Consider the following 21,863-nt stretch of genomic DNA (forward strand, 5'->3'; position numbering starts at 1 on the left):
CCATTATAAAATGTATTAAGGCACGCTAGCCCTTCTTAAGTTAGCGATAGCTTACCCTTTTGGTAGATAAAAATTAAGCGTGTACAAAACGCTGTTTATTAATAGGTTTAGCTTTATTGCCGATAAAAATGACTATAATAAAAGAAAGTAAATAAGTTGTGCATACATGAGCCAGGATTTACAGCCATACGCTGACATAATTGAGCAATTGAAACCTCTGGTAAATGAACCTGAATTTAATAAGGTTCTTTTGCAAATTGCTGGTGACATTCCTAAGGAAAAGCGCTTTCTATTAAAAATGGAAGTGAAGCGCCTTGCCAAGCCCTGTATGCGCTCAATAGATTTACGTGGTCAAGTTGACGGTAAATGCAAAAGCTACCTTCATGATGGAAGAACCCATTACATGGATGAGGTAGCCGTAGATAAATTCGAAGAACAGATTCGGATATTTGGCGGATATACTTTCGGTGTTTACGAAGCCGTTCAGCATACTGAAAACAATTTTCGCATTATTCGTGAGAAAGAAGAAGCTCGGGACAAAAGCACGGCCAATACCGCAGCACCTAAAAAAGGCTCTACCATTTTAGAGCAATTCAAAGTTCCAACAGTAAACTTATTAGACTATCGACAACGCAATACTGAACGTATGAACTTTGCCGTTGCCGTTGAGCTTTTCAATGAGAGCAACCACTCTATTAAAGGCTTAAGTGTGGATGTTTCGCTAGAAGGCCTTCAAGTAAAACTCACTAAAGAAACCGTATTTAAGCAAAATGAACTGCTTCAGGTGTATTTCCGAGGGCTTGAAGGTGAGTTCACCATGGATAAAAAGAACGGTATTGCTTACCGTTTAGTTAAAACAATTCGCAAAAAAGACGTTGTTTATTTGGCCTTGCAGCGTGCCACTGAACGCCCAGACGCTACTTTCGATAAGTTTTTAGAAAGCTTTATTCACGGCAATAAACGCCGTTATAAAGTGAATATGAATAACACCATTGAAGCCATTACCAGTAAAACATGTGAGCAGTACTTTTCACCACGCAGCCCAACGCTGCCTATATACATAGATTCCGTCGAAGATAAGCTTATGCCCCGTTTTGCCATGGTAAACGAGGTGAATCGCGAAACCGTAAGTTATTGGCAGGATGAAGAAGATGAGTGTCGCTTAGGTTTCCTGCTCTCACAAAAGCGTTTGAACATGTTGCACGGTATGCCAGCACATCGCCGTGAGATGTTTGTGTTTAGCTTTACTCATTTGCAAAACGACAAGGTCTTTTTTTACTCAGCTTCCTATGAGCAACTTATAGAGAAAGAAGGGCTTAAACAAATTTTCTTAGGTTTTGGCTCCAAGAAAGTCAGTTGGCGAGTATTTAAATTAACCTTAACTGACATGCTCCCCGAACAAGCGCATACACCTTTGTCTATTCCTGACTCTGTGGGAACAAAAATTAAACGTCAAAACACGCCTCCTTCGCCTCGTTTAATGTCGAAGCTAAAAAACCTGAGGTATTTAGTACACGTTACTGACGTTACCTCTATTTATGGTCAGCAAGCCTATACTGATTTTAAATTTAACCGAGATCACCTTGCTCACCTTCGCGTATTTGGCCATCCAAGAAACCAAAAGACGGTAAACATTGATTTATTCCGCTTCAAATACGAAGAGCAACGCTTAGAATCTCGCTACCGTTTGCGCTCTCAAATAGAGCTTAGATTACCTCATGACGACAGCGTACATACGGGGGTGAGTGAAGATATATCCGTGCATGGTTTAGGGCTGCGGATAGAGTTAAGCAAAGAGTATGACGGTGAGTTAGAAGGACAAGTGGAAGTGTCATTTCCTCGCCTTCAACAGATAACCCAAAGCTTTGACGTAATGCACTTGCAATACGACATCATTTACCACAATGCTGAAAAGAACATACTGCACTTAAAAGCCATGACAGGCGATGCAGGAAAAAGTGCAAGAGCCTTCTTTGAAGAATTGATTAAGAAAAACAAACATAGTTTAGAAGAAGACTCTGGTGAAGAAGAGCTGCCGGGCATGGGGCAAGCGCTACGCTGTATTAATGCCCGTAACGCAACATCGCTTTCCTTTTTGATGAATAAAGAAGGAGTGAGATATACACCGCAAGCGGGCATTATTGGAAAACAAGACGAGCGGGTTTCAAGGTTAGTTACGTATTTAACCGAAAAACGCCAAGTTAACCTCGAGTTTTTATTCAGAGATCGCAAGCTCGATACCCCTTTCATGCAAAGCGGCATTAAGCAGGTAAAATTAGAAAACATGCCGTTGCGGCAAGAACTGTTAATCTCATTTGATGCTAAGCAGAAAGATCCGCGCATGGCGATAATACCTCGCTACTCTCACCGTTTTGAGAATAACGCGCAACGAAAAACTTTCATTAAAGAAGCACTGAACAGAGGTCAGTTCATTGCTATTCATATTATGCTCACAACCACAGGCAAGCCAGATTTATCAATGTTACAAACTGAGATAAATTACGTTAGCGTATACGCCATTCATCGTGCTAAAGAGCTTGAAAATAAGTTATGGAGTTTAGCGGCGTGTTCACACTTAATTGATGTAACCGATGAAGTACTAATGAGATATGAGTTCGACGATGAGACGATTAGCGCTAACCACGACCCGACAACGAAACAAGTTGAAGCCCCTCAATCGGGTATCCAAGCGCTGCTTTAAATACTCCCATTTAGCGAATAAGCACAAACTGTGGGGTTAGCCCACAGCTTGTGTTGTATACGCTTTAGCATACTGAGAGTCTCTTCCCCCCCAGAAGCCTTAGGTAGTAAGAAGCCTTAGCGCATTGAAAATCTTCTGCTTGCTGATAAGCCTTTGGCTCTATGTGAATCCACCCGCTGCAATGCTCCTAAACGGCCCAGACAGCCCTAAATGTCGGCTAACAGCTAGGTGAAAACTAGCTAGGCCAAAAAATATAGCAGGCAATGCAAGCTACCTAATCTAATCGCTACGTCTGCTTTTTCGTTTACAACCGGTTTGCCATGGCATGCCACCCCTAGCGCTGACTCAGCCATCATAACCAAATCATTCGCGCCATCCCCCATGGCAACAGTTTGCGTGCTAGGTATGTCCCAGCGAGCCGCTAACGCTTTTACCGTGCGCGCTTTAACCTCTGCGTTTACAATTTCACCATCAACTTTGCCAGTTAAAATCCCCTGTTCAATAACCAAGGTATTTGAAACGGCTTCATCAAGGCCTAAACGGGTTTTCAGGTGATCAGCGAAATAGGTAAAACCACCCGATGCAATGGCCAGCTTCCAGTTGTGTTGTTGCAGGACAGATATAAGCAACTGCACGCCAGGCATAATAGGCAGACTGTCTCGTATTTGTTGTAGCTGGTTTTCTGGTACTCCGTCTAAACAAGCTACCCTATGATTTAGGCTTTCATTAAAGGCAATCTCACCTCGCATGGCTTTCTCGGTTACCGAAGCCACCTGTTCTCCTACGCCAGCCAGTTTTGCAATTTCATCTATGCATTCAATTGCTATTAACGTACTGTCCATATCCATAACGAGCAAGCCAGGCTCACTTAACGACGGTTGCGTACTTTGAATACCTAAGTCTATGTGATATTGAGCTGATAGCTTAGCTATCAGAGCAGCAAGCCGAGAGTTATCTTTGCTATCGGTTTCATGTAAACGCCCTACCACTACCACTACGCCATCCCCAAACTTATTGTGTAATGGGTGAAGGTGGATTGATTTAGCCTCGAACTCATCGCTAAAACCAGCAACAACCTGACTAACAATATACGGGGTTAACGCTTGGCCAATTAAGGTTAACCTTGAAAGCCCAGTTTCATTATCGATGGCTGGCTTTGTGGTAAGCTGCTCAAAGAGAAAAGAGGGATCATGCAATGCATGAGACGGTAAATCTTTTAAAAACGTGATCACTATTAATTCAAACCTTTGTTAGTCTTGGCCATATGCTACCCAAACATAACACATGTGGAAATATGCTCTTTCAAATTAATGAAAATTACCCTACTGTTAGCGAATAAACATAAAGGAAAATAAGGCTAGATGCTGAACCACTTAGAAAGCGAGCGCAATACTCATAACCATAGCGCTTCACACTCAGCTTATACTGCATTCAAGCGGCTCATCCATACTATCATTATGGCTACCGCGGTCGCGCTGGCCGTTGGGCTTTTCCTCATGTATCAGCAGTACCAAACACATTGGGTAGATGTGCAAACAGCCCAACCAGGTACGAGCATAAGTAAACAATATTCAAAAATATTGCAGCCAGCCTTAATTGCACAAGACACCCTTCAGTTAGAACGGTTAATAGCAATTGCCTTAGATGAGCCCGCGGTAATTTCGTTAAGTGTGTTCGATGCACAAGGTGTGTATATTGCCCCATTACCGAAAGTAGATAGCGTGGTGAGTTTAGCTAGAGAACGAAACGCCCCCACAAGTACTCACGTCGAAAAGATTATTGATGATGCAGGCAAGGTTATCGGCTATTTACACGTTCACATCGACACTGATGTGGTACTTTCTAGCCCACTCACCCTGCGCCAACAACTGTGGTTAATTATTACTGCCGTTGTTGTACTAGCATTAATTGTGGGCGTATATATAACCCGTGGATTTTATAAGTTCCGCCCATGGATTACTAAGGTGTTTCAGTCTTAAGCCTTTCTTTCATTTAACCTTTGCATTTGGCCTTTGCCTTAGGCCTTTGTATCCTTGACTTTTTCCCGTCAGACTTAGCTAGCGACTTTAGTTGTCTTGATGAAAAAGCATAAGGTAATTTTCTGTGGTTAGCGCCTGTAACCTTTGAATATTGTATTCACCTAGTTCGCAAAGGGCGCGTAACACATCACCAAGGTATTCTGGGCTATTTCGACTGCCTTGCCTTCCCTGCATGGGCATATCTGGTGAATCAGTCTCAAGTAACAGGCGGTTTGGATGTTGTTTCAATAAATACGCGACGGTCTCTCGGGTTTTATGCGCCCTATCATAAGTAATAGTACCGCCTACCCCAATGTGAAACCCTTTATCTATATAAGTTTTAGCCACTTCAACACTGCCTGAAAATGCGTGTATAACCCCGCCCCCAGTAAACTGCGTATTTTTAAGGCTTTCAAAAATTAGGTGATGACTTTTTCGGTGGTGCAATATAACCGGCAAATCGTTATCACTGGCTATGCGTAATTGCGCTTCGAATATATGCTGCTGTACCGGCATAGGAATGTCTATATGACCATCTAAGCCAATTTCACCTAATGCAACAATGGCGTTTATATGCTGTACTAAATGCTTATCTAATGCGTTTAACGCGTCCTCATTGACTGCTTCATCCACAGATAAGAAATAGGGATGCAAACCAAAGGCGAGATCAATGGGCAGAGTTTGTGTGTTTTGTGTAGCAAAAGACTGGATAGACTGTTGCTTTGGCCACTGAGAGACTTGTGTACCTGGAATAAGTATACGGGTTAAGCCCGCGCTTTTAGCTCTGCTAATGACAGACTGCCAATCATGTTCAAAAGCAGGTAAGTCTAAGTGGCAGTGGCTATCAATCATAAACAAATTTCAGATTAAATACCGTTTAAGGCATTAAACGTTGGGTGTTCCAGTTACCATTTTCATCACGATTGTATTCAAACCTATCGTGTAGTCTGTCTTCTCCGCCTTGCCAAAATTCAATTTGATGAGGCACTATTCGAAAGCCGCCCCAGAAGTCAGGAGCGGGCAACGCTTTATTCGCAAACTTTTGCTTCATCTGACTAAATTGAGTTTGTAACAACGCTCGGCTACTAATCGGTTTACTTTGCTTGGACGCATAAGCCGCTAATTGGCTATCTTTGGGGCGAGAAAGAAAGTAAGTGGCATTCTCTTTGAAGGAAAGTTTTTCTACCACACCACATACTCTTACTTGGCGCTCCATGAAAAACCAAGGAAAATGGCAAGATACTTTAGGATTTTGACTAAGCTCTTGGGCTTTGCGGCTGCCAAGATTAGTGAAGAAAACAAAGCCAGCATCGCTTACATCTTTTAATAAAACGATACGTTGAGACGGCTGACCGCTTGCATCAACCGTAGCCACTGTCATAGCGGTGGGGTCTGGAATTTCAGCGTTGATGGCATCGTTAAGCCAGCGGTCGAATAATGAAAAGGGGTTAGTGGTTAAATCGCTATCCTGCAAACTACCTTTAGCGTATTGTCTGCGCATATCAGAAATTGCCATTTATCCCCCTAATCTTTTCTATAGTCACTTAATTATATTCACGATAAATCTTATTGGCGAACGCATTTTTGGTAATTAATTCTATTGGTGACTAATGCTATTAATGATTAACTTGAGCATTGTACGCTTAGCGCTTAACCAATCAACCAACAGACGATAAACTATCAATAGTGAATGGTTAGCTTTCGTCTGAATACCCAAGTGAACGCAACGCACGTTCATCATCAGCCCAACCCTGCTTCACTTTAACCCACATTTCTAAGAAAACTTTATTGTCGAAAAGGTTTTCCATATCTTTACGGGCATGCTCACCAATGGTTTTCAGGTGCTTCCCACCTTTACCAATAATCATACGTTTTTGCGTTTCACGCTCTACAAGAATAAGCCCACTGATGCGGTATACGCCATTTTCAGCTAGCTTAAACTGTTCAATTTCTACGGTAGTCGCGTAAGGAAGTTCATCCCCGGTAAAACGCATAAGCTTTTCGCGAATAATTTCAGCGGCCATAAATCGGCTGGAGCGATCGGTAATGTAATCTTCAGGGAAGAAAAATTCACTTTCAGGCAAACTCTTTGCCACTAGCTCGCGAATACCATCAATCATTTTGCCCTGTTTAGCGCTAATGGGAATGATATGTTCGAACTTATGTTTCTCTGCTAACCCTTGAAGATGAACCATAAAAGCTTCTTTATCTTCTACTTTGTCCATTTTATTGACAATAAGGTAGCAAGGTAGACCAGACGCTTTTACTTTAGACAATACCATCTCATCGTCTTCGTTCCAGCGAGTCCCTTCTATCACGAACAACACTAAGCCAACTTCCGCTAGGGAACTTGATGCGGCGCGGTTCATGTAGCGATTCATGGCGCTTTTTTCTTCGCTATGAAGCCCTGGGGTATCTACATAGATAGCTTGATAATCGCCTTCTGTGTCGATACCTAAAATACGGTGACGAGTGGTTTGCGGCTTGCGCGAGGTAATACTCACTTTTTGCCCAAGCAAACGGTTCAAAAGGGTTGATTTACCTACGTTCGGACGACCTACAATAGCAACTAAGCCGCATCGGGTTGTATCATTTGGCTGTGTCATCGAGTGTCTCCAAGGTAAGTCTAGCGGCTTCCTGCTCGGCTTTTCTTCGGCTATTTCCAGATGCCAAAACGGGTTTCTCTAACGTGGTAACTTTACAGCTTACTTCAAACACTTGAGCGTGATCTTTACCAGATATAGACGTTACCTCATAGGTAGGTAGTGGCAGTTTTCGCCCTTGCAAGTATTCTTGCAGACGGGTTTTACTGTCTTTAGGATGCGCATTTGGGTTAAGCGACTCAATCCGGCTTTCCCACAAACGAAAAATAACATCCCGCACTTCATCCATGCCTGAATCTAAATAGATGGCACCTAACAAAGCTTCTACCGCATCGGCTAAAATTGAGCTACGGCGATGACCGCCACTTTTTAGCTCACCTGGGCCTAAATTTAACAACTCACCCATACTCGCTTCACGAGCAAGTTCTGCCAAAGTATCACCCTTCACAAGGGTTGAACGCATACGGGTTAGCTTTCCTTCAGGCACATCTGGGAAACGCTTAAATAAGGTCTCACCAATGACCATGCCTAAGATGGCGTCACCGAGGAATTCTAATCGTTCATTATGCTGCTTTGCGGCACTTCGATGGGTTAATGCCTGCTCTAAAAGCGCATCATCTTTAAAGGTGTAACCAATTGCCTTGTTTAGGCGAATAAATTTATCAATACCCTGCATTAATTAATGCCACCTGTACGTTCAAATCGCACGCCTGTCGGGATCCATGTTGGTAATATGTCATCAGGTCTGCGTTCAAACTCAAATGAGATCCAAATAGCAACAGCCTTACCGACTAAGTTAGCGTCTGGTACAAAACCCCAAAAACGGCTATCACGACTATTGTCACGGTTATCACCTAATACAAAGTAATGACCCTCAGGCACAATCCACTCATTGCTGCGGGTGCCAGGTTGAGTATAAAAGTTACTTGAAGAAATTTCCCTTACAGGATGGCGCAATATGTCATGCTCGCGATCACCAAGTGTTTCGGTGTAGCGCATAAGCTTAGCCATATCCTGAACAAATTCATCGCGGCCGACAAAATCTAATGGCATCGCAGTAAGTTTGCCGCAATCTTTCGATGCGCCTTCACACTTCGACTTGATATAAACTTGTTTATCTTGATAAACCACTGTGTCACCTGGTAAGCCAATAACACGTTTTATGTAGTCTACCGAGGTGTCTTCAGGGTATTTAAATACCACTACGTCACCGCGCTCTGGTACGCCTGTTTCTACTAGTTTGCTACGAAAAACAGGGTCTTTAATGCCATAAGAAAACTTTTCAACCAGAATGAAGTCGCCCACTAATAGCGTTGGCATCATCGAACCCGATGGAATCTGAAACGGTTCATAAATAAACGAGCGCAACACAAGCACAAAGGCAATAACGGGGAATATTTGCTGCGACGTATCAACTAAATAAGGAAGTTGGGGCTCCCCCGCAACGTTCGCGCCTTCCGCTTTTGCAGATTCTTGCAAACGAGCTTTTCGTTTTGGTGCTAACACCATGCTATCAACTAACCATATAAGGCCCGTTGTAAGCGTAAGAAGTACTAAAATAAGCGAAAAGTAATTTGCCATTACTTACCTACCTTCAATATCGCCAGGAATGCATCCTGCGGTAATTCAACATTACCTACCTGTTTCATTCGTTTCTTTCCGTCTTTTTGTTTTTGTAACAGCTTTTTCTTACGGCTTACGTCACCGCCGTAACACTTAGCGATAACGTTCTTACGTAATTGTTTCACCGTACTACGGGCAATAATGTGGTTACCGATAGCAGCTTGAATAGCAATATCAAACATTTGGCGAGGAATAAGCTCACGTAGTTTTTCTACTAGCTCTCGTCCTCGGCCTTGTGAATTGTCGCGGTGAGTGATCATCGCTAATGCATCTACTCGTTCGCCGTTAATCATAATATCTACACGTACCATGTCTGAAACTTGGAAGCGCTTGAAGTTATAATCAAGTGAAGCAAAACCACGACTGGTTGATTTCAAACGGTCAAAGAAGTCTAGTACCACTTCTGCCATTGGCAGTTCGTAGGTAACGGCTACTTGCTTACCGTGATACGTCATTGCGGTTTGCATACCACGTTTTTCAACACACAAAGTAATAACGTTACCGAGGTATTCTTGCGGTACCAGAATATTTGCTTCAACTAAAGGCTCGCGAATTTCCGCAATATCATTGGTTGCTGGTAACTTAGAGGGGTTATCACAACTTAAAATTTCACCTTTGGTGGTTTCTACTTCGTAGATTACCGTTGGTGCCGTGGTAATTAGGCCAAGATCATATTCACGTTCTAAACGTTCTTGAATAATTTCCATGTGAAGCATGCCAAGGAAGCCGATACGGAATCCAAAACCAAGCGCTTGAGAACTTTCTGGCTCATAAAACAATGAAGCATCGTTTAAGCTTAGTTTAGCCAGTGCATCACGGAAGTCTTCATAATCATCAGAGCTAATAGGGAATATACCCGCATATACCTGAGGTTTTACTTTCTTGAATCCCGGTAAGGCACCTACTGCTGGCTGTTTAGCAAGCGTGATAGTATCGCCAACAGGCGCACCTTGAATGTCTTTGATACCGGCAATAATGAAACCTACTTCACCAGCGCGAAGTACACCTGTATCTAATGCTTTTGGTGTGAACACACCTATTTTGTCGACTTGGTGAGTTTGACCATTCGACATAATTTGAATTTTATCTTTTTTAGTCAACTCGCCTTCTACAATTCGAACGAGTGACACTACCCCTTGGTAGTTATCGAACCATGAATCGATGATAAGCGCTTTAAGCGGCTCTTCACGGTTGCCGCCAGGAGGAGGAATTTTATTTACAATAACTTCAAGCACATCTTCAATACCAATGCCTGTCTTCGCTGAGCAACGCACAGCATCAATAGCATCAATACCAACAATGTCTTCAATTTCTTCAGCTACACGCTCTGGTTCTGCTTGTGGTAAGTCTATTTTGTTCAAAATAGGTACCACTTCCATGTCCATATCCATCGCGGTATAACAGTTAGCTAGGGTTTGTGCTTCAACGCCCTGCCCTGCATCTACTACCAACAATGCACCTTCACACGCCGCAAGAGAACGAGATACTTCATACGTGAAGTCTACGTGTCCTGGCGTATCGATAAAGTTCAGCTGATAAGTTTCACCATTTAATGCGGTGTAGTTAAGCGTAACACTCTGCGCTTTTATGGTAATACCACGCTCACGCTCTAAGTCCATAGAATCAAGAACTTGTTCGTTCATTTCTCGATCGGATAGCCCGCCACAATGTTGAATAAGACGGTCAGACAGAGTCGATTTACCGTGATCGATGTGAGCAATAATACTGAAGTTACGAATGTGCGATTGTTGCATAATGCTGGAAATTACCTGCAGAAAAATTCATTAATATAAAAAAGATTGGTAGCTATAGTTTGTGTTGTAGCTAGCGCGTGCGGATTTTACCCATTTATTCACATAAAAGCGAATAAGCTTGAGGGTTATATTAATAAAGCTTAGCTAAGTGTAAGCCAAAGTAACCATCCTAGTATCGATTTTGGCAAGTTGCAGTTTAGACAGTATTTAACAATACAGGTTGGAATTTACCTCTATCAAGCCTTTTAAGCCTAAATGCGATGGCTTTATAAGTAATTAAGGTCAATGCAATAGAAGGGATTAGCCCCCACAACTCATGATTAAGCCCAATGGATGGAAGGGTAGCATTTGCAAATGCAAAAATAGCGATAAAAATCAGCAGTGGCAATAAATACAGCCATGCTGACGCGCTTAACACTCCTTCCTCTGGCACACCTACTGTGACGTCTTGCCCAATTGTAACTGGCATAGGTGAGCGTAAAGTAAGTTGCTGGGTTTTAGGGGCTAAGGCTCTCGATATCGCTCCAGTGCCACAGTCGCTTTGGGCTTGGCAGCTACTACAGGTCGATTTAATCGCTGCCTCTACCGTAATTAAATCACCATCGACAGCAACAACACGGGCGGTTTCGGTAATCATTACTTTTCTACTATCTGAGAAAGTGATGTGGCAATAGCATTCGCCGTTTGGGGCGGAATTTCACCCACTACAGTCACTTGAGTATTACCATCAGTCAGCGTAAGAAAGGTGCTTAAATCGTTTCTAAGTACTAAATCACCGCCTAGCGCGTCGTTTGCTGGTTGAACATAAACAGATACATCCACCAAGCCATCGCTATACATCTTGTATTCTACTACTTGGCCAGTTAACGCTAGACGTCGGGTATCGCCTCTAACTTCTTCCATGCCGTTAGGTAAATACTTCACTTCCCAATTAGGCTGTCGCGACTGCTTTTGAGTTAACGCCATAGGCTTAGGCAAAGAAGCTTGATTGATGCGATCAAAGTATTCATCAGGCGCGTCGGTAATTTTAAGCGAGGTCACTTGAATTTGTTCTAACAAGCCGCCTTGCAAGTCGAGCATATTAAGCTTTAATACCATGCCGGTATCTTCATCTAGCCATAACTGGTAGCTGAAGCGGCTGTTGTCACGACTAACAATACGGATTTGTTGAGCTGGTCTGCCGGCTACTCGTGCTCTGCCTACAGACACAAATTCGTAACCGCTTTTTAGTCTTTCTGGGTGGTGAAGTAGTTCACTGGGAATAGGGCCATTGATAAATTCAGAGCGCAAACTATAGGGCGACACATCTGGCTCAAATACACTCACAATACCATCAACACGGATTTGCTCTCGGCCGGGGCCATTTTGTAAGTTTAGTTGCTCCATGCTGGTGCCATCTTCAAGTACTCCGTGGCGCCATAAAAAAGGAATGGTTTCACGCCCAGCTCTGCTTTGCACAAAAGCAACTTCAAAGTTACTGGTTCTAACCACTTCACTTAACTGCATCAGCCAGTCGGATGTAGACTGAGGGTGCGGATTAGCGACCACCAATTCAGTAGATTCTAAGTTTGTTACAGGCACTACTGACGCTGCACTTAAAGTGCTTAAATCACCAGAGGTTTCTTGGGATTGTAGAGTTTCAGTGGCCTGAGTAGAAGTATACTCTTGCGCTAGGGAGCCAAAGGAAACAAAGAGCCCACACATAGTCATAGAGAAGAAGCGAACAAAGACGCTTAATTTTACGTTAGCTAAAAACACGCGTACCAGCACACAAGGTGCTGGTACGTTATTACGATAATCTATTTTCATTAAACGATATTCTTACAAACGTTTACAGATGTCTTATGGGCGGTTATCAGCACTCGCCTCAACATCGTCAGCTTCAGAGTCTTGCGCTTGTTTCAATTTCACTTGTTGCTCATGATCAGCAATCAGTGCATTAATTTTACGCTTTTTCTCTAAAACTTCATTCATATCATTACGGGGTAACGCACGAGTCTGCTCTAAACTAACTGGTGCTAAACCACCTTGAGGACCTGCTGTTGGTGCCGTCATGAAAGGTTCAGTTGGCGCAGGTTGATTGAAGTGCTGAACACCTAAAATCACGGCTACAGCTACTGATGCTGCCACTGCAAACTGACCAGACTGTTTCGCAAACGGAACCACACTGCCAATAACTGGAATTGAACGCCAACGTGAAGCTTTCGGCGCGACAATAGCAGGCTCATCTTCAAGCGCAGCAGCGACACTAGCAGTAATATCTAACTGCGGAGCCACACTTGCTTCTTTGCGCATTGCGCCTCTAATAACATGGTAGCGTTGCCATTTGGCTTGCAATTCTTCATCTTGCTTAATCGCTTCAATGATTGCATCGCCATCTATTTCGCCATCCATAAAAGCGGACAAATTTTCTTGCTGTTGCGTCATAAAATCATTTCCTGATCAACTGTGACCAATTATTACCCTAACACAGCTGTTAGTCTGCTCAACATAATGAAAGTTCATTTTCATTATATTTAATTTTCTAACAATGGTTGAATCACTTTATCGATAGCCTCCCGAGCCCGGAAAATTCGTGACCTAACTGTACCTACAGGGCACGCCATCACGTTTGCAATTTCCTCATAACTTAACCCTTCAATTTCTCGAAGTGTTATGGCCATACGAAGGTCATCGGGTAACTTTTCCACCACTTTGAATAAGGTTTCTTCAATTTCATCCGTTAACAAACTGCGTTCTGGCGTGGATTGCTCTTTAAGTGCATCACTGCCTTCATAGAAGTCTGCTTCGTCTGCGTCGACATCACTAGCGGGTGGCTTCCTTCCCTGCGCAACAAGATAGTTTTTAGCACTGTTAACCGCAATACGGTATAACCAAGTATAAAACGCACTGTCACCACGAAAGTTTGGTAATGCCCGGTAAGCTTTAATAAACGCTTCTTGGGTAACATCAGCCACATCACCGCTGTTCTTTACATAGCGCGATACCAAGTGCATTACTTTGTGCTGATAGCGAGTTACCAGTAAGTTAAATGCATTTTTATCGCCACGCTGTACTTTTTCGACCAATTGTTGGTCGGTTATCTGCTCGCTCATTCGAGCCATTACTCCTAACTTCAACTACACAATAGCTCTAACAAGCATTGATGTAGACGCACACTGTTGCAAAAAGTTCGGTGTAAGCATTAAAAATAGTTAAAAATGCTGAGACAAAGTCATTTGGATCATTGTGTTTTGCCACTCATCCTTTAGACTTGCCGAACCTTTGCTCGTTTAATATATACAAAAATACATGAAATCAGTGTCATCTTCACTAACTTCCACATCAAATTCCATTGAACACCGATGTGATGTACTGATTATAGGTAGCGGAGCTGCTGGGCTAAGCCTTGCATTAAGGCTTGCAGACCACTGTCAGGTTATTGTCCTCAGTAAGAGCGATCGCAACGAAGGTTCTACCCGTTATGCCCAAGGTGGCATTGCTGCGGTCTTTGATGAACAAGACTCTATTGATGCTCACGTACAAGATACGTTAAAAGCAGGCGGCGACCTATGCGATGAACCTGCCGTACGCTTTACTACCGAACGAGCAAAAGATGCCCTTAGCTGGCTTATCGGTTACGGCGTGCCGTTTGATACCGAAACAACAGAGTCTGGTGAAGAACGTTTTCACCTTACCCGTGAAGGTGGGCATAGCCACCGGCGTATTCTACATGCGGCTGATGCCACCGGCGAAGCATTACAAATAACGTTAAACGATGCGGTTTCTGCACACCCTAACATTCATGTATTTGAACGTTACAATGCTATCGATCTTATTCCATCAAAAGACGATAAAAAGCGAATTATTGGTGCGTATGTATGGAACCGTCAACAAGAGCATGTTGAAGTCATTCGCGCACCTTTCATTTCGTTAGCAACCGGTGGTGGCAGTAAAGTTTATCAGTATACTTCCAACCCAGATGTATCAAGCGGCGACGGTATTGCAATGGCGTGGCGAGCGGGTTGTCGTGTGGCCAATATGGAATTTAATCAATTCCACCCTACGTGTTTATTCCACCCGCAAGCCAGAAACTTTCTTATTACCGAAGCACTTCGTGGTGAAGGTGCGAACCTATGCCATGCAGATGGCACTCGTTTTATGCATAAATTTGATGAACGTGGCGATTTAGCCCCCCGGGACGTGGTTGCTCGTGCCATCGATTATGAAATGAAACGCCTTGGTGCAGACTGCATGTATTTAGATATCAGCCACAAGCCTGCTGATTTTATTGTTAAGCACTTTCCTAATATTTACCGTAAGTGCCGCTCGTTAGGTATCGATATTACTCGCGAACCTATTCCTGTGGTGCCTGCTGCTCATTACAGCTGTGGTGGTGTGGTAACTGACTTTAACGGCAAGACCGATTTAACTAACGTATACGCTATTGGTGAAGTGGCTTACACAGGCTTACATGGCGCAAACCGTATGGCATCTAACTCACTGTTAGAATGTGTTGTGTTTGCCAGCGCGGCGGCTGAACATATTATTGCTAAATTACCTTCTGCGTCTTGTGAAGAAGCCATTCTGCCATGGGATGAAAGTCAGGTATCGAACTCTGATGAAGAAGTTATTATTCAACATAACTGGCATGAACTGCGCCTATTTATGTGGGATTACGTAGGTATTGTTCGCACTGACAAACGGTTAGAGCGCGCCATGCGTCGAATAAACTTGCTGGAACAGGAAATTGCTGAATACTACGCGCATTTCAGGGTTAGCAATAATCTTCTTGAATTAAGAAACTTGGTTACGGTAGCTGAATTAATTGTGCGCTGCGCCATGCAACGTAAAGAAAGTCGTGGTCTGCACTTTAATTTGGACCATCCAGGACAGCTAGAAAACCCTAAACCAACATTCTTGTGCCCAGAAAAAGAGGCCCTACCCTCGGTACCAGGAACGCTTATTTCTTAGCGCTTTTATTCGCCAGAGCGGTTACGAATAACGCTGGTGTAAACAAGCTTATGTAAATAAGCTTGTTTACACTAGGAAGCAGGGCTCATTTTCTAACTTAAAGCGTGGAGACTTCTGCGTCTAAATGTACCTGTTGGTCATCGCTACTGGTTACTTCCAGAATTGAGCGGTCTTCATCACGGCACAATTGATAAACATTAACACGGCAAGGCAACATAACAGGGCGTTTAAATCGACATACCACATCTGAAATGTGCTGTCCTTCCGATAGTGGCACAAACGATAATGCGCGAGCCAACGTCCACATACCATGGGCAATAGGGCGCTTAAAACCAAATAGCTTTGCGCTTAAACCAAACAAGTGAATTGGATTGTAGTCACCAGAGGTCTTTGCATACCGCCTTCCGGTATTCGCTGTAACATCTAGCTCTGATAATAAATTTTTCGGGCTATCAATGCACGCTTCTTTTATATCTTGTGTAGGCGCTTTAGGGGCAACATGCACAGCTTTTACTTTCACCAAGTAACTACTGATAGCTTTGTAAACGCAGCGGCCTTGTTGAAATGCCTCTAATGATACATCTACCTCCCAACCACGGGAATGAGGCCTAACATCGCTGAACCTTACGCGACACTCGAAAGTATCGCTTAAGTCACATTCATCTAGTACCTCAACCCGATTGGCAGCGTGTATTAATCCTAGTAAGGGGAAAGGACTTTTTTTGTCTAGTAAACACTGCATTTGAAGAGGCAGCGATAACATTTGTAAATAAAGAGGATGCATTTTAGCGGCATCGGGCCACTCTACTTCTTGGCAAAAAGCGCCATAATGCTTGTTGTCGACATCAATTTTTTTGGTATAAATGCGAGGAGGGAGTGTGGGCGGCTTAAATTGCATTAACTGTCGGGTATCGACACGTTTAAATAAAGCTTTTGAGTACTCACGAAACATCAATGTTATTCCTTGTTTGGCCAGCGCCTTGAGCAAAGATAATAGCCCGACATAGACGTCGGTAATCCGCTTCAGAGCATTCACCTTTTAAAACCCAGCGTACATGCTCGTAATCAGGCTGGTACCATTTTCGTGCGGTTCGTTCCACATTAAGGGTAAGGCCCCATGGTAATAATAAAGACGAAGGATGAAGATTTACCGCAGGTGCATAAATTTCTTCACCCAACATCATCAAAGCCCGTATTGTGCCATTATCTGTTAGCGTGTAAACATCATTAAATGATGATGACAAGGCAGCATGGGCTATCCCGCTTTTTATTTTTAGGTAACATATAACAAGCAATGGAATACATAATAAAAGCCACATGGGGCTAACCCATGTCCACAAGGCTTCAGATAAGTTAATAAGGCTGAAACCTGTGACTGCAATAAGAACAATGAAGCCTGTTGCATATCGCCAAGGCGAGTAATAAAGTTTAACCCTGTACTTTGACACGATTAACGATGGTAGACACCATGCCAGCTAATTCTGGATCTTCACACTTTTGATGCCCCATAAACCAGGCAAATAAATCCGGATCGTCGCTAGTCAGTAAGCGTTCGAATATTACTTGTTGCTCGAAATCAAGCGAGTCGAAAGCTTCATCAACAAAAGGCATGAGTAACACATCTAGTTCAAGCATACCTCTGCGGCACGCCCATTTTAATCTAGCTCGTCTTTTTGGCTCAAACATAAATTTACGGCCTTAGTTATTATTTTAAATACTAGTATCATATTACCACGGTGAAGGCCGATGGATCACTGCCCTTTTAGCCAGAAACCCGTTTCAATAACACCTTCTAGGCCATGATTTGCAATCAAATGATGATATTCTGTGCCCCTGCCCTTGATAAAGCGTGTAAACCCCTCACCTACTACATTATAAATTCTTCATTCGGAACCTTTGATGACAGCGTTAACGACCCTTTCTGAATTACCTTCGCATTATGCGATTAAGCTAAATGACAATATGGCTATTAAATTAGAAGGTGAGCAAGCTGATAGCTATCTGCATGGTCAAGTGACTGTAAACATTAATGCATTGGATGAGAATACCGTTAGGCACTGTGCGCATTGCGATAATAAAGGGAAGACGTGGTCTATTTCTTATGTCGCTCGTCACAACAACTCCATTTTCATGCTAACGAATAAAGATGCTGGCTCGCATTCACTGGCTCAACTGAATAAGTATGGGGTGTTTTCAAAGGTTGATATTACCGATGAAACCAATCAGTACACTCAGTTTTTCTTAGGCGAGAATTTAGCGCAGATGTTGCTTAACACCTATTTCGAAACACTGCCAAGTGACCCATTGACCAGTGTTCATAGCGAAGCCGGCTGGGTATTTAAAAGTGATACACGCCATAATGGCTATTACGTGGTGTTGGCGTCTTCGCTAACCTCAGAATTTGAACAAAAAGTAAAAGACACTAACGGCTCCATTTTTGAACAAAATGTATACGATGCTATTATGATAGAAAGTGCTGTACCTTCTATTCAAGAGACCGGTATTAGTGAATACGTGCCGCAAATGATGAATGTACAAGCGCTTAACGGCATCGATTTCGATAAAGGCTGCTATATGGGTCAAGAAGTGGTTGCTCGCACTCGCTTCTTAGGTAAAAACAAGCGTGCCGCGTACAGCTTTTCAGTGCCCAAAGCGGTACATGTTAAAGCGGGCGATACGCTAGAAAAGCAGTTGGGTGAAAACTGGCGTCGCGCGGGTATGGTTATTCGAACAGCCGAGCTTACTGAAGAAACTTGGTTTATGGCGGTACTTTCAAATGATACCACTGAACAGGATATTCACCGCTTAGCTGATCAAGTTGAAATTACCTGCTACCCTAGCCCTTTACCGTATAGCATTGAGCAAGCAAAAAGCGCTCTGGTTAAAAACCGTAAATAAACGTAACCAAATTTAAAACCATCGCCCGTAAGGGCAAAACTACAGGACAAATTATGACTATAACCTCTGACAGCGTTGTCACCCTTCACTACACCGTTTCAACTGAAGACGGTACCGAGCTTGATTCATCAGCCGGTAAGGAGCCACTTGTAGTGCTTCAAGGGCGCCGCTTTCTCATTGAGGGACTAGAAGACGCATTGATGGGTAAAGAAAAAGGCGAGAAGTTCAACCTTTCAGTTGAGCCAGAAAAAGCCTACGGTGAACGTATTGATGAACTCGTTCAGCGCGTACCTAGTTCAATGTTTGAAGGGATGGATGTTGAAGTTGGCATGTCTTTTCGTGCAACCACTCCTGAAGGTGAGCAGTCGGTTATTATAATCGAAACATCTGACGATGAAGTTGTTGTTGATGGCAATCACCCGCTTGCAGGTATTCCGCTTACTTTTGATGTAGAAGTCGTTGATGTACGCGACGCTACTGCTGAAGAATTAGAGCATGGCCATGCACATGGTCCTGGTGGTCATGAGCACTAATTTTTTTGTTTGCTTACCCGACTAGTCGAACAAGCATATACAAAATATAAAAACTAAAAAGGGAGCTTACGCTCCCTTTTTTGCATTCATATTATGTCACCGCTTTTTATAAAGCGTCTTCGTTTTGTTCACCGGTACGAATACGCACGGCAGATTCAACGTTAAACACGAATATTTTTCCGTCACCAATTTTGCCTGTTTTTGCTGAGTTTTCGATAGCTTCAATCGCTTGTTCTACTCGCTCATCATCAAGTACCAATTCTATTTTGATTTTTGGTAGAAAATCTACTTGGTATTCGGCTCCGCGATAAAGCTCAGTATGTCCTTTTTGTCGTCCGAAGCCTTTAACTTCAGAGACCGTCATACCAGCTATACCTACATCGGCCAGTGCTTCCCTTACGTCGTCCATTTTGAACGGTTTAATTATCGCTTCAATCTTTTTCATGGTAACTACTCATCATAAATGGTTGGAATAGGTACGCGCTTGTGCTGAGTGCGCTGATAAATGTACAACAACTTTTCATCTACCTCGGCAGAAACTGATTTACCTTCTAGAAAGTCGTCAATTTGGTCGTACGTCATGCCAAGCGCCTGTTCGTCGGCTTTTTGCGGCGCAAGGGTTTCGAGATCGGCCGTGGGTGCTTTGGTAATTACCGTTTGAGGTGCACCCAAATGTGCGGCAAGCTGACGAACCTGACGTTTACTAAGCCCAAACAAAGGGGCTAAATCACACGCTCCATCGCCGTACTTAGTATAGAAACCCGTAATATTTTCGGCAGAATGATCTGTGCCGAGCACTAGGCCATCAACCATTCCTGCAATTTCGTACTGAATAACCATACGGGTTCTTGCTTTCACATTACCTTTAACAAAATCACGTTTAGCGTCACTTTCGGGTAGTAAACCCACACTTGAAAGTGATTCAGTGGTAGATGCATGAATTGCATCTGCACCCGGCTGAACATTAACCGCCACAGAATGGGTAGGCTCAATGAAATCTATTGATAATTGAGCATCGGCTTCATCAGCCTGAGTTTGATACGGTAACCGTACGGCAACAAATTGAAAATTTTCGTGATTTTCTTTATTTAACTCATTCACTGCTAACTGGGCTAGTTTGCCCAGAGTACAAGAATCGATACCGCCGCTTATACCTAACACCAGTGAATTCAAACCTGACGTTAAAAGCTGCTTTTTAATGAAAGCGACCCGACGAGTAACTTCAAATGCCACATCAATTTCAGGCAGCACTTTCATTTCTTCAATAACTGCTTGTTTTTGCATTATAATGTCCAATTAGTGAGTAGGCGTCCTGATACCTGAGTTTACGATAAACTCGTCTTAGATGTTAGTGGAATTAGAATTCAAACGTCATTAATCACTAAATTTAATCAATTTTTGTATCGTAGAGCATGCCTACCGTTAAATTTTTATACCCATTTCAGCGTAAATTGGTTTACCTTGGAAACTTGCCCATGTTTGCATCTATTGTTGTATAAATTGAAGCTAACGTTATTATCAATACAAATTAACTTAGTAAATAAATGTCAGTGAAAACAAACCCCTTCAGCTTTGCCCGCAATCAAAACGGCCTAACGCTATTAGAAATGCTTATTACAGTCGCTATCTTAGCGATATTAATTGGTATTGTAGCTCCGTCTATAAATTCTATTTTAGTCAAAAATAGAGTGACGGGAGATATAAACACGTTGAGCGCAATTGCACAGCAAGCGCGTTTTACTGCTGTTGACGAACAATTTAATGTACTGCTGTGCCCTACCACTGATTACGGCAGCTGCGTTAACGATTGGGCAAATGCAAAGATGGTATTTATTGATGAAAACGGTAATGGCAGTAGAGATACCAACGAAGAGCTTATTGCCAGTAGCGACCCGCTAAATTCGGGCAATACCATCAGTGGCATTACTGGCACGGTCACCTTTACCGAGCAAGGCAGTATTAGTACCGCTGCAACCATTACAATTTGCCCGAATAGCGCAGATGTATCTTATGCTTCAGCCCTACTATTTTCTCTTTTCGGCCGAATCTCTGTCGCCATCGATAGCGACGATGATGGTGTTAAAGAAAATTTATCGGGTACAGCACTTACTTGTCCTTAATTTTTTCTTAATAATAAAGGGCATGCTATCGGTGTGCCCTTAGCTTTTTGCTTGGATTTTTGCTTAGTTTTGCTAACATAAATTGCCTGGCTTTCCTTGGCATGGCTTTCCTTGGCATGGCTTTCCTTGGCATGGGTTGTCTGTCATACGTTGCTTTTATACCCAACCACCGTCCCCGAAGAGATTCTATGTAAACTCGAGCTACCTTCCCCAACATTCTTGAGGGGTGTTCTCGGTAGGGGTAATTGTTAGTAAACGACAAGGGTTCGATTTATCTAAAAAGCCTAGTGAGGCGGTAATACTGTAATTGCCATTCTTCAATTTCGAATAGGACAAGATTACTTCGTCGATGTTTGGTGCGGGTAATCCGTTGAGATCCGTATACTCCCCTTTACTCAGCCAATGGCGCTCTTGTTTTATTTGCAACGACAGCAAATAGCTGATGGTTTCGTGCTTTTGGGTAAGTGCAATAGTCGAAGAGTAGCTAGGGATCGCAATCATAGAGACGATACCGATAATTGCTACTGCCACCAACAATTCTATTAACGTAAAGCCCCTCGTTTTCAATATATTTATTTTCCGTTCCATAGTACAGCATCCCTCATTTAGTTGATTAGTTATGCTTTAAACCTAGCAATAAACGCATAACAATTAACCGGA

General features: G+C 43.0%; 23 protein-coding genes. 6 read left to right on the plus strand and 17 right to left on the minus strand.

Translation table 11 applies throughout. The features are described from left to right. Positions 1-166: 166 nt before the first annotated feature. A complete protein-coding gene (locus Q4561_RS03830; protein WP_303457714.1) occupies positions 167-2,701 on the plus strand; it encodes a PilZ domain-containing protein in 2,535 nt (844 codons plus the stop codon). 239 nt (positions 2,702-2,940) lie between these two features. Here Q4561_RS03830 and serB read toward each other — a convergent pair whose 3' ends face one another. Next, the gene (gene serB / locus Q4561_RS03835; protein ID WP_303458117.1) at positions 2,941-3,936 is read right to left on the minus strand and encodes a phosphoserine phosphatase SerB; all 996 of its coding nucleotides are present in this window, start codon (positions 3,934-3,936) and stop codon (positions 2,941-2,943) included. Positions 3,937-4,062: 126 nt separating this feature from the next. On the opposite strand from serB, the gene Q4561_RS03840 reads away from it, so the two are divergent. Then, a complete protein-coding gene (locus Q4561_RS03840) occupies positions 4,063-4,680 on the plus strand; it encodes a hypothetical protein (RefSeq protein WP_303457715.1) in 618 nt (205 codons plus the stop codon). Positions 4,681-4,767: 87 nt separating this feature from the next. On the opposite strand, the gene Q4561_RS03845 is transcribed toward Q4561_RS03840, so the two are convergent. From Q4561_RS03845 to rpoE, 10 genes are all read right to left on the minus strand, one after another. Beyond that, positions 4,768-5,571, minus strand: coding sequence for a TatD family hydrolase (locus Q4561_RS03845; protein ID WP_303457716.1), 804 nt, complete (start codon positions 5,569-5,571; stop codon positions 4,768-4,770). A gap of 25 nt (positions 5,572-5,596) precedes the next feature. Then, positions 5,597-6,235 carry a pyridoxamine 5'-phosphate oxidase gene (pdxH, locus tag Q4561_RS03850; RefSeq protein WP_303457717.1) on the minus strand — a complete coding sequence of 213 codons (639 nt, stop codon included), beginning with the start codon at positions 6,233-6,235 and terminating at the stop codon, positions 5,597-5,599. Positions 6,236-6,413: 178 nt separating this feature from the next. Then, the gene (era, locus tag Q4561_RS03855) at positions 6,414-7,325 is read right to left on the minus strand and encodes a GTPase Era (RefSeq protein WP_303457718.1); all 912 of its coding nucleotides are present in this window, start codon (positions 7,323-7,325) and stop codon (positions 6,414-6,416) included. Further along, entirely contained in the window at positions 7,309-7,998 is a 690-nt protein-coding gene (gene rnc / locus Q4561_RS03860; RefSeq protein ID WP_303457719.1) for a ribonuclease III, read from the minus strand. The genes era and rnc overlap by 17 nt, the downstream gene beginning before the upstream one ends. After that, on the minus strand, positions 7,998-8,903 hold the full coding sequence (lepB, locus tag Q4561_RS03865) for a signal peptidase I (protein WP_303457721.1): 906 nt from the start codon (positions 8,901-8,903) through the stop codon (positions 7,998-8,000). The genes rnc and lepB overlap by 1 nt, the downstream gene beginning before the upstream one ends. Continuing rightward, positions 8,903-10,699 (minus strand): translation elongation factor 4, encoded by a 1,797-nt coding sequence (gene lepA, locus Q4561_RS03870; protein WP_303457723.1) that lies wholly within the window; start codon positions 10,697-10,699, stop codon positions 8,903-8,905. Before lepA ends, lepB begins: the two co-directional genes overlap by 1 nt. Before the next feature lie 196 nt (positions 10,700-10,895). Next, entirely contained in the window at positions 10,896-11,336 is a 441-nt protein-coding gene (locus tag Q4561_RS03875) for a SoxR reducing system RseC family protein (protein ID WP_303457724.1), read from the minus strand. Next, the gene (locus Q4561_RS03880) at positions 11,336-12,508 is read right to left on the minus strand and encodes a MucB/RseB C-terminal domain-containing protein (protein WP_303457726.1); all 1,173 of its coding nucleotides are present in this window, start codon (positions 12,506-12,508) and stop codon (positions 11,336-11,338) included. The genes Q4561_RS03875 and Q4561_RS03880 overlap by 1 nt, the downstream gene beginning before the upstream one ends. 33 nt (positions 12,509-12,541) lie before the next feature. Next, positions 12,542-13,126: a sigma-E factor negative regulatory protein gene (locus tag Q4561_RS03885; protein ID WP_303457728.1), complete on the minus strand. Its 585-nt coding sequence runs from the start codon at positions 13,124-13,126 to the stop codon at positions 12,542-12,544. Positions 13,127-13,215: 89 nt separating this feature from the next. Continuing rightward, on the minus strand, positions 13,216-13,794 hold the full coding sequence (gene rpoE / locus Q4561_RS03890) for an RNA polymerase sigma factor RpoE (RefSeq protein ID WP_013783342.1): 579 nt from the start codon (positions 13,792-13,794) through the stop codon (positions 13,216-13,218). Between the two features lie 196 nt (positions 13,795-13,990). On the opposite strand from rpoE, the gene nadB reads away from it, so the two are divergent. After that, positions 13,991-15,652 (plus strand): L-aspartate oxidase, encoded by a 1,662-nt coding sequence (gene nadB / locus Q4561_RS03895; protein WP_303457729.1) that lies wholly within the window; start codon positions 13,991-13,993, stop codon positions 15,650-15,652. A gap of 97 nt (positions 15,653-15,749) precedes the next feature. Here nadB and Q4561_RS03900 read toward each other — a convergent pair whose 3' ends face one another. The 3 genes from Q4561_RS03900 to Q4561_RS03910 are packed head-to-tail and all read right to left on the minus strand — an operon-like array spanning position 15,750 to position 17,338. After that, positions 15,750-16,604, minus strand: coding sequence for a MaoC/PaaZ C-terminal domain-containing protein (locus Q4561_RS03900; RefSeq protein WP_303457731.1), 855 nt, complete (start codon positions 16,602-16,604; stop codon positions 15,750-15,752). Continuing rightward, entirely contained in the window at positions 16,594-17,100 is a 507-nt protein-coding gene (locus Q4561_RS03905; protein ID WP_303457733.1) for a protein YgfX, read from the minus strand. Before Q4561_RS03905 ends, Q4561_RS03900 begins: the two co-directional genes overlap by 11 nt. Further along, entirely contained in the window at positions 17,081-17,338 is a 258-nt protein-coding gene (locus tag Q4561_RS03910) for a succinate dehydrogenase assembly factor 2 (protein ID WP_303457735.1), read from the minus strand. The genes Q4561_RS03905 and Q4561_RS03910 overlap by 20 nt, the downstream gene beginning before the upstream one ends. 213 nt (positions 17,339-17,551) lie before the next feature. On the opposite strand from Q4561_RS03910, the gene Q4561_RS03915 reads away from it, so the two are divergent. Both Q4561_RS03915 and Q4561_RS03920 read left to right on the plus strand, forming a co-directional pair. Beyond that, on the plus strand, positions 17,552-18,550 hold the full coding sequence (locus Q4561_RS03915; protein ID WP_303457737.1) for a folate-binding protein YgfZ: 999 nt from the start codon (positions 17,552-17,554) through the stop codon (positions 18,548-18,550). A gap of 53 nt (positions 18,551-18,603) precedes the next feature. Continuing rightward, positions 18,604-19,083: a peptidylprolyl isomerase gene (locus Q4561_RS03920; RefSeq protein ID WP_303457738.1), complete on the plus strand. Its 480-nt coding sequence runs from the start codon at positions 18,604-18,606 to the stop codon at positions 19,081-19,083. Positions 19,084-19,189: 106 nt separating this feature from the next. Here the strand turns inward: Q4561_RS03920 and Q4561_RS03925 are convergent, their stop codons facing one another. After that, complete coding sequence (locus Q4561_RS03925) at positions 19,190-19,528, minus strand: P-II family nitrogen regulator (RefSeq protein ID WP_303457739.1); 339 nt, start codon at positions 19,526-19,528, stop codon at positions 19,190-19,192. A 5-nt stretch (positions 19,529-19,533) separates the two neighbouring features. Next, positions 19,534-20,367 (minus strand): ammonia-dependent NAD(+) synthetase, encoded by an 834-nt coding sequence (gene nadE / locus Q4561_RS03930; RefSeq protein WP_303457740.1) that lies wholly within the window; start codon positions 20,365-20,367, stop codon positions 19,534-19,536. 260 nt (positions 20,368-20,627) lie between these two features. On the opposite strand from nadE, the gene Q4561_RS03935 reads away from it, so the two are divergent. Continuing rightward, a complete protein-coding gene (locus Q4561_RS03935) occupies positions 20,628-21,203 on the plus strand; it encodes a GspH/FimT family pseudopilin (RefSeq protein ID WP_303457742.1) in 576 nt (191 codons plus the stop codon). Positions 21,204-21,404: 201 nt separating this feature from the next. Here the strand turns inward: Q4561_RS03935 and Q4561_RS03940 are convergent, their stop codons facing one another. Next, a complete protein-coding gene (locus Q4561_RS03940) occupies positions 21,405-21,791 on the minus strand; it encodes a type IV pilin protein (protein ID WP_303457744.1) in 387 nt (128 codons plus the stop codon). Positions 21,792-21,863 lie beyond the last annotated feature (72 nt).

The organism is Alteromonas sp. 1_MG-2023, assembly GCF_030547075.1.
Classification (GTDB): Bacteria; Pseudomonadota; Gammaproteobacteria; order Enterobacterales; family Alteromonadaceae; genus Alteromonas.

Coding starts and splice junctions, on each gene's coding strand:
- Q4561_RS03830 (WP_303457714.1), top strand. CDS start 167: ATGAGCCAGGATTTACAGCCATACGCTGACATAATTGAGCAATTGAAA.
- Q4561_RS03840 (WP_303457715.1), top strand. CDS start 4,063: ATGCTGAACCACTTAGAAAGCGAGCGCAATACTCATAACCATAGCGCT.
- Q4561_RS03845 (WP_303457716.1), bottom strand. CDS start 5,571: ATGATTGATAGCCACTGCCACTTAGACTTACCTGCTTTTGAACATGAT.
- pdxH (WP_303457717.1), bottom strand. CDS start 6,235: ATGGCAATTTCTGATATGCGCAGACAATACGCTAAAGGTAGTTTGCAG.
- era (WP_303457718.1), bottom strand. CDS start 7,325: ATGACACAGCCAAATGATACAACCCGATGCGGCTTAGTTGCTATTGTA.
- rnc (WP_303457719.1), bottom strand. CDS start 7,998: ATGCAGGGTATTGATAAATTTATTCGCCTAAACAAGGCAATTGGTTAC.
- lepB (WP_303457721.1), bottom strand. CDS start 8,903: ATGGCAAATTACTTTTCGCTTATTTTAGTACTTCTTACGCTTACAACG.
- lepA (WP_303457723.1), bottom strand. CDS start 10,699: ATGCAACAATCGCACATTCGTAACTTCAGTATTATTGCTCACATCGAT.
- Q4561_RS03875 (WP_303457724.1), bottom strand. CDS start 11,336: ATGATTACCGAAACCGCCCGTGTTGTTGCTGTCGATGGTGATTTAATT.
- Q4561_RS03880 (WP_303457726.1), bottom strand. CDS start 12,508: ATGAAAATAGATTATCGTAATAACGTACCAGCACCTTGTGTGCTGGTA.
- Q4561_RS03885 (WP_303457728.1), bottom strand. CDS start 13,126: ATGACGCAACAGCAAGAAAATTTGTCCGCTTTTATGGATGGCGAAATA.
- rpoE (WP_013783342.1), bottom strand. CDS start 13,794: ATGAGCGAGCAGATAACCGACCAACAATTGGTCGAAAAAGTACAGCGT.
- nadB (WP_303457729.1), top strand. CDS start 13,991: ATGAAATCAGTGTCATCTTCACTAACTTCCACATCAAATTCCATTGAA.
- Q4561_RS03900 (WP_303457731.1), bottom strand. CDS start 16,604: ATGTTTCGTGAGTACTCAAAAGCTTTATTTAAACGTGTCGATACCCGA.
- Q4561_RS03910 (WP_303457735.1), bottom strand. CDS start 17,338: ATGTTTGAGCCAAAAAGACGAGCTAGATTAAAATGGGCGTGCCGCAGA.
- Q4561_RS03915 (WP_303457737.1), top strand. CDS start 17,552: ATGACAGCGTTAACGACCCTTTCTGAATTACCTTCGCATTATGCGATT.
- Q4561_RS03920 (WP_303457738.1), top strand. CDS start 18,604: ATGACTATAACCTCTGACAGCGTTGTCACCCTTCACTACACCGTTTCA.
- Q4561_RS03925 (WP_303457739.1), bottom strand. CDS start 19,528: ATGAAAAAGATTGAAGCGATAATTAAACCGTTCAAAATGGACGACGTA.
- nadE (WP_303457740.1), bottom strand. CDS start 20,367: ATGCAAAAACAAGCAGTTATTGAAGAAATGAAAGTGCTGCCTGAAATT.
- Q4561_RS03935 (WP_303457742.1), top strand. CDS start 20,628: ATGTCAGTGAAAACAAACCCCTTCAGCTTTGCCCGCAATCAAAACGGC.
- Q4561_RS03940 (WP_303457744.1), bottom strand. CDS start 21,791: ATGGAACGGAAAATAAATATATTGAAAACGAGGGGCTTTACGTTAATA.